Genomic DNA, 5553 nt, shown 5'->3' with positions numbered 1-5553 from the left:
GCCGCCGCGCGCAACGCCGCCGACATCGTCCTGACCGACGAGGACCTGACGGTGCTGATCGACGCGGTCGGCGAGGGCCGCGCCCTGTGGCACAGCGTGGCCGACGCCATCGCGATCCTCATCGGCGGCAACGCGGGCGAGGTCGGCTTCGGCCTCCTCGGCACGCTGCTGTCCGGCCGGGCGCCGCTGTCCACCCGGCAGATGCTCATGGTGAACCTGTTCACCGACCTCTTCCCGTCGATGGCGGTGGCCGTGACGGAGAAGGAGGGCGAGGCGGACCTGGCCCACGTGGAGGAGGCGGCCGGGGTGCTCGGCGACCCGCTGCTGCGGCAGATCCGGCACCGGGCCCTGACCACCTGCCTGGGCGCGCTCACGGCCTGGCTGATCGGCCGCTTCACGCCCGGCACCGCCCGCCGCTCCAGCACCATGGCGCTGTGCGGGGTGGTCGGCACCCAGCTCGTGCAGACCCTCCTCGACCGGCGCGACAGCCGCCTGGTGCAGATCACGTCCCTGGGCTCGGCCGCGGCGCTGGTCGCCGTGGTCCAGACGCCGGTCCTCAGCCGCGCCTTCGGGTGCACCCCGCTCGGCCCGGTGGCCTGGGCCGGTGTCGTGGCGGCGATCGGTCTGGCGCTGGCGGGACAGCGGGCGCTGCCCCGCCTGGAGGAGACCGTCGTACGGCTGCTGCCGTCCTGACCCGGGGTACGGCGCTCAGACCGACCGGTGGTACTGGTCCGGCACCCGCACCTCGCCGCCCAGCTCGCGTGCGGCGTGCCGGGCCCAGGAGGGGTTGCGCAGCAGCTCCCGGCCCAGCAGGACGGCGTCGGCCTCGCCGTTCGCCACGACCTTCTGGGCCTGCTCCGCGTCGGTGATCATGCCCACGGCGCCCACCGGCAGCGGGGTCTCGGCCTTCACCCGGGCGGCGAACGGGACCTGGTAGCCGGGCCCGGTGGGGATGGTCACGCCGGAGGCGTTGCCGCCGGTGGAGACGTCGACGAGGTCGACGCCGTGGGCGTGCAGATCGCGGGCGAGGCGAACGGTGTCCTCCGTGGTCCAGCCGCCGTCCTGGAGCCAGTCGGTGGCCGAGACGCGGAAGAACACCGGCTTGTCCTCGGGCCACACCTCCCGTACGGCGTCGACCACCTCGAGGGCGAACCGGGCGCGGTTCTCGTACGAGCCGCCGTAGGCGTCGGTGCGGTGGTTGGAGTGCGGGGAGAGGAACTCGTTGATCAGGTAGCCGTGGGCGCCGTGGATCTCCACGATCTCGAAGCCGGCGGCGAGCGCCCGGCGGGCCGCGGCGGCGAACCGGCCGACGATCTCCCTGATCTCGTCGGCCGTCAACTCGGTGGGCGCCGGGTGGCGTTCGTCGAAGGCCACCGGGCTCGGGCCGAGCGGCTGCCAGCCGAGGGCATCCGGGCCGATCGGAGCGCCGCCCTTCCACGGCCGGTCGGTCGAGGCCTTGCGGCCGCCGTGCGCGAGCTGCACCGCGGGCACCGTGCCCTGGGCGGTCAGGAAGCGGGTGATCCGGCGGAATGCCTCCACCTGGGTGTCGTTCCACAGACCCAGGTCGTAGGGGGAGATCCGGCCCTCCGGGGAGACCGCCGTGGCCTCGACGACGATCAGGCCGGTGCCGCCGGTGGCACGCGCCGCGTAGTGCGCGAAGTGCCAGTCGTGCGGGGCGCCGGCGAGCGGCCCCTCCGGTTCGGCCGAGTACTGGCACATCGGGGACATCCACACCCGGTTCGGGATGGTCACTTCGCGCAGGGTGATGGGCTCGAAGAGCGCGCTCACGACGGACTCCATTCGTCACGGACCGCTGGTCTCCTCGTACGATAGACCTCGTAGTACGAGGAGTGTCAAACTACGATGTCTCTCGTACTATGGGAACCAGGGATTACGTGACGAAGGGCCGCCGCCGTGACCGACACCGCCGCCACCGGCCGCGTTCTGCCGCACCCGGAGCGGGAGGAGATCCGGCTGGAGGCCGTGCTGCACGCGCTGTCCGATCCGGTGCGGCTGCGGATCGTCCGCGAACTCGCCGCGGACGAGGCAGAGCTGTCCTGTTCGCACTTCGAGCTGCCGGTGACCAAGTCCACCACCACGCACCACTTCCGTGTGCTGCGCGAGAGCGGGGTCATCCGGCAGTGCTACCGGGGCACGGCCAAGATGAACGGCCTGCGCAGGGACGACCTAGAGGGACTCTTCCCGGGACTGCTCGACTGCCTCCTCGCCGCCGCCGGCCGGCAGGCCCGCAGACTCGGCGACGGCGCCTGAACCGGCCTTCGCCGGAAGGTGGTTGAAGAGCAGGTTCAGCACGATCGCGGACAGGCAGCCCGCGCTGATGCCGCTGTTCATCACCGTCTGGAACCAGTCCGGGAACTTCGCGTAGACCGTCGGCACGCCCATCGGAAGCAGGCCGACCGCCACCGAGACGGCCACCACGGTCAGGTTGTGGTTGTCCCTGAAGTCGACCCGGGCCAGCGTCCGCAGCCCGCTCGCGGCGACCGTCCCGAACATCACCAGACCGGCCCCGCCGAGCACCGGCGCCGGGATCGCCGCGACCACCGCGCCCAGCTTGGGCAGCAGCCCGAGCAGTACGAGGATCCCGCCGGCCGCCGCGACCACCCAGCGGCTGCGCACCCGCGTCATGCCGACCAGACCCACGTTCTGCGCGTAGGCCGTGTACGGGAAGGTGTTGAAGACCCCGCCCAGCACGGTCGACAGACCGTCCGCGCGCAGCCCGTCGGCGAGCGGGCGCGGCGCCACCCTCCGGCCGGTCAGCTCGCCGACGGCGATCAGGTCACCGGTCGTCTCGGTCATCGTCACCAGGGCCACCACCAGCATGGACACGATCGCGGACGCCCTGAAGTCCGGCGTCCCGAAGTGGAACGGCGTGCTGACGCCCACCCAGTGGGCGTCCCGGACCCCGCGGAAGTCGGTGAACCCGAAGGGCACGGCGGCCGCCAGTCCCACCGCGATGCCGATCAGGACGGCGATCCGGCCGAGCGCGGCGGGCGCGAACCGCTGCACGGCCAGCACGACCAGCAGCACGAAGGCGGCCAGCGCCAGGTTCTTCGGCGCGCCGAAGTTCTTCGCACCGGTGCCGCCCGCGGCCCAGTTGCCCGCGACGGGCAGCAGCGAGACCCCGATGATCAGGATCACCGTGCCCGTCACCAGCGGCGGGAAGAACCGCAGCAGTCTGCCGAAGACCGGCGCGAGCAGCATGATCGCCAGCCCGGCGACGATCACCGCGCCGTAGATGGCGGGCAGTCCGCCGCCCGTCGTGCCGATGAGCACCATCGGAGACACGGCGGCGAACGTGCACCCCTGCATGATCGGCAGCCGGACGCCGAACCGCCAGAACCCGACGCACTGGATCAGCGTGGCGATGCCGCACACCAGCAGGTCGGCCGTGATCAGGTACGCCAGATCGGCGGGCGACAGCCTCAGCGCGCCGCCCACGATCAGCGGCACCGCCACGGCGCCGGCGTACATCGCGAGCACGTGCTGGAGCCCGAAGGCGGCCAGCTGCCGTACCGGTGGTATCTCGTCGACGGGGTGCACGTCTGTGGCGGTGGCCATGGGGACTCCCGGGCGCCGGGTGGGGGTGGCATGCGAACAGGACGGGACCGTAAGTCCCTTGAACGGTTTGTCGATTTCGGTGCCGTTGCCGCTGTGTGTCGTGCCCTCCCGGGGCCCGGCGGCACTCTCGCCGCCGGGCCTAGGCCGACCGTGCCGCCCCCAGGAGGGTGTCCCAGTCGGACAGCTTCACCACACCGCGGCCCAGCCGCGCGCCCAGCTCGGCCTCGGCCCGCTCGATCGCCAGCCAGCCGCCCCAGGTCACCGGCTCGATCCCGGCCGACCGCAGCGCCGCCACCGGATCGGCCGGCACGTCGGCGCGCTCCAGTGCGGGGGCGTCCGCGAGCAGGGAGGCCACCGTCTCCTTGGCGCACGGCCGGTTGCTGCCGATCACGCCGCTCGGGCCCCGCTTGAACCATCCGGCGACGTACTCGCCGGGCGAGGCCACGCCGTTGCGCAGGACACGGCCCGCCAGATGCGGCACCGTGCCGCTCGCCACGTCGAACGGCAGCCCGTCCAGCGGCACTCCCCGGTAGCCCACCGAGCGCAGCACCAGCTGCGCGGGCACCTCCTCGTACCGCCCCGTGCCCGTCACCCCGCCCCGGCCGTCCGGCACCGTCCGTTCGAAGCGGACGGCGCCCACCCGGCCCTCGTCCGCCAGCAGCTCCACCGGGCGCAGGAAGAAACGCAGCGCGATCCGCCGCGCCGCGCCGGCCGGGGGCCGGGCGGCCCAGCCGCGCAGCACCTCCAGATTGCGGCGCTGCGCCGGCGCCAGCGTGTCGGGGTCGGCCGGATCGAGCGCCAGCTCGGCCGGATCCACGGTGACGTCGGTGTCCGGCAGGGCGCCCAGCTCGCGCAGCTCCTTGGTGGTGAAGCGGGCCTGCGCGGGGCCGCGCCGGCCCACCATGTGCACCTCGCCGACCCCGCTCGCCGACAGCGCGTCCAGCGCCGCCTGCGGCATGTCCGTCGGCCGCAGCTCCGCCGCGCCCCGCACCAGCATCCGGGTCACGTCCACCGCCACGTTGCCCACGCCGACGACCACCGCCGAACGCACCCCGCGCAGGAAGCCCGCGTCGGCCGCGTCCGGATGCGCGCTGTACCAGGCCACGAACTCGGTCGCGGACCAGCTGCCCGGCAGCTCCTCGCCGGGAACCCCGAGCCGGCGGTCGGTGGCGGCCCCGACGCAGTACACCACCGCGTGGTACAGACCGCGCAGCCGCTCCACCGGGAGGCCGCCGGGTCCGCCCACGAGGACCCCGCCGAGGAAGCGCACCCGCTCGTGCTCCAGCACCGTCCGCAGGCTGCCCTGGAGTGACTTGATCTTCTCGTGGTCCGGCGCGACGCCGTACCGGACCAGGCCGTACGGACACGGCAGCCGGTCCAGCACGTCCACGCGCACCTCGGGGTCCTGCTGGACGAGGTTCTGGGCGGCGTAGCACCCGCTCGGTCCGGAACCGACGACGGCGACTCGCAGCACGGCGGAACTCCTGACGCGGAAGGAGAGTGCGCGGACGGTTTCAGCATGGCACCGCCGGGGCCGTCACGGCAGAGGCCGGCGGGGTGACGCGGACGCGTGTCTTTTCGATGAGGTGTGATCATGCGGTTACGTTGCGTGTGTGCTGGAAGCATCCTTTCTTGATCTTTCTGATCGGAACGCGGAGGACGGCGCGGTGTCCGTATGGCCCGCGTGGGAGGTGCGGGAGCACGACGGCACCACGTCCTGGCTCCATGTCCGGCTGGCCTTTCCCGACGGCGCCCGGGTCGACGCCCTGGCCGTGGTCAGCGCGGGATGCGTGGCCCTCGAGGACGTGACGGCCCGGCCCGCCCTGTCGCTCGACGACCTGACGGTGCTCGCCGACTGGATCGAGGGGCCGCTGTTCGAGGCGTGCCCACCGTCATCGCCTGGGCCCCCATCGCCTCCGTGGCGCGCTGGGCGACCGGACCGTCGTGGAGGACAGCGGCGGAGAAGTCGTTGTT

The 5553-nt window shown here is 73.1% G+C and carries 6 protein-coding genes and 1 pseudogene; 3 read left to right on the top strand and 4 right to left on the bottom strand.

What is annotated here, in order from left to right; all coding sequences use genetic code 11:
- Positions 1 to 693: cation transporting ATPase C-terminal domain-containing protein (locus tag ACWEN3_RS39935; RefSeq protein WP_452981677.1), on the top strand; the 693-nt coding region annotated here is incomplete at its 5' end.
- A 15-nt stretch (positions 694 to 708) separates the two neighbouring features.
- On the opposite strand, the gene ACWEN3_RS39930 is transcribed toward ACWEN3_RS39935, so the two are convergent.
- Positions 709 to 1788: an NADH:flavin oxidoreductase/NADH oxidase gene (locus ACWEN3_RS39930; protein WP_452981675.1), complete on the bottom strand. Its 1080-nt coding sequence runs from the start codon at positions 1786 to 1788 to the stop codon at positions 709 to 711.
- A gap of 126 nt (positions 1789 to 1914) precedes the next feature.
- Here ACWEN3_RS39930 and ACWEN3_RS39925 point away from each other — a divergent pair, with 126 nt between their 5' ends.
- The gene (locus ACWEN3_RS39925; protein WP_452981673.1) at positions 1915 to 2271 is read left to right on the top strand and encodes an ArsR/SmtB family transcription factor; all 357 of its coding nucleotides are present in this window, start codon (positions 1915 to 1917) and stop codon (positions 2269 to 2271) included.
- On the opposite strand, the gene ACWEN3_RS39920 is transcribed toward ACWEN3_RS39925, so the two are convergent.
- Together ACWEN3_RS39920 and ACWEN3_RS39915 are read right to left on the bottom strand one after the other, a co-directional pair.
- Positions 2188 to 3579: a nucleobase:cation symporter-2 family protein gene (locus ACWEN3_RS39920; RefSeq protein WP_452981670.1), complete on the bottom strand. Its 1392-nt coding sequence runs from the start codon at positions 3577 to 3579 to the stop codon at positions 2188 to 2190. The two genes, ACWEN3_RS39925 and ACWEN3_RS39920, sit on opposite strands and share 84 nt — an antisense overlap.
- A 139-nt stretch (positions 3580 to 3718) precedes the next feature.
- Complete coding sequence (locus ACWEN3_RS39915) at positions 3719 to 5053, bottom strand: FAD-dependent oxidoreductase (protein WP_452981668.1); 1335 nt, start codon at positions 5051 to 5053, stop codon at positions 3719 to 3721.
- Between the two features lie 139 nt (positions 5054 to 5192).
- Between ACWEN3_RS39915 and ACWEN3_RS39910 the strand changes: the two are divergent.
- A pseudogene (locus ACWEN3_RS39910) lies at positions 5193 to 5435 on the top strand (DUF6214 family protein); the annotation flags it as partial.
- Here the strand turns inward: ACWEN3_RS39910 and ACWEN3_RS39905 are convergent.
- Positions 5356 to 5553 (bottom strand): eCIS core domain-containing protein (locus tag ACWEN3_RS39905; protein ID WP_452981680.1); only part of this gene is annotated, 198 nt, incomplete at its 5' end. The pseudogene ACWEN3_RS39910 and the gene ACWEN3_RS39905 overlap by 80 nt on opposite strands.

The sequence above is a fragment of the Streptomyces sp. NPDC004561 genome (genome assembly GCF_053602155.1).
This window is presented reverse-complemented; position numbering and strand designations above follow the sequence as displayed.

Excerpts from the sequence above, each read along its gene's own strand:
- ACWEN3_RS39920 (WP_452981670.1), bottom strand. The coding sequence starts at position 3,579 with ATGGCCACCGCCACAGACGTGCACCCCGTCGACGAGATACCACCGGTA.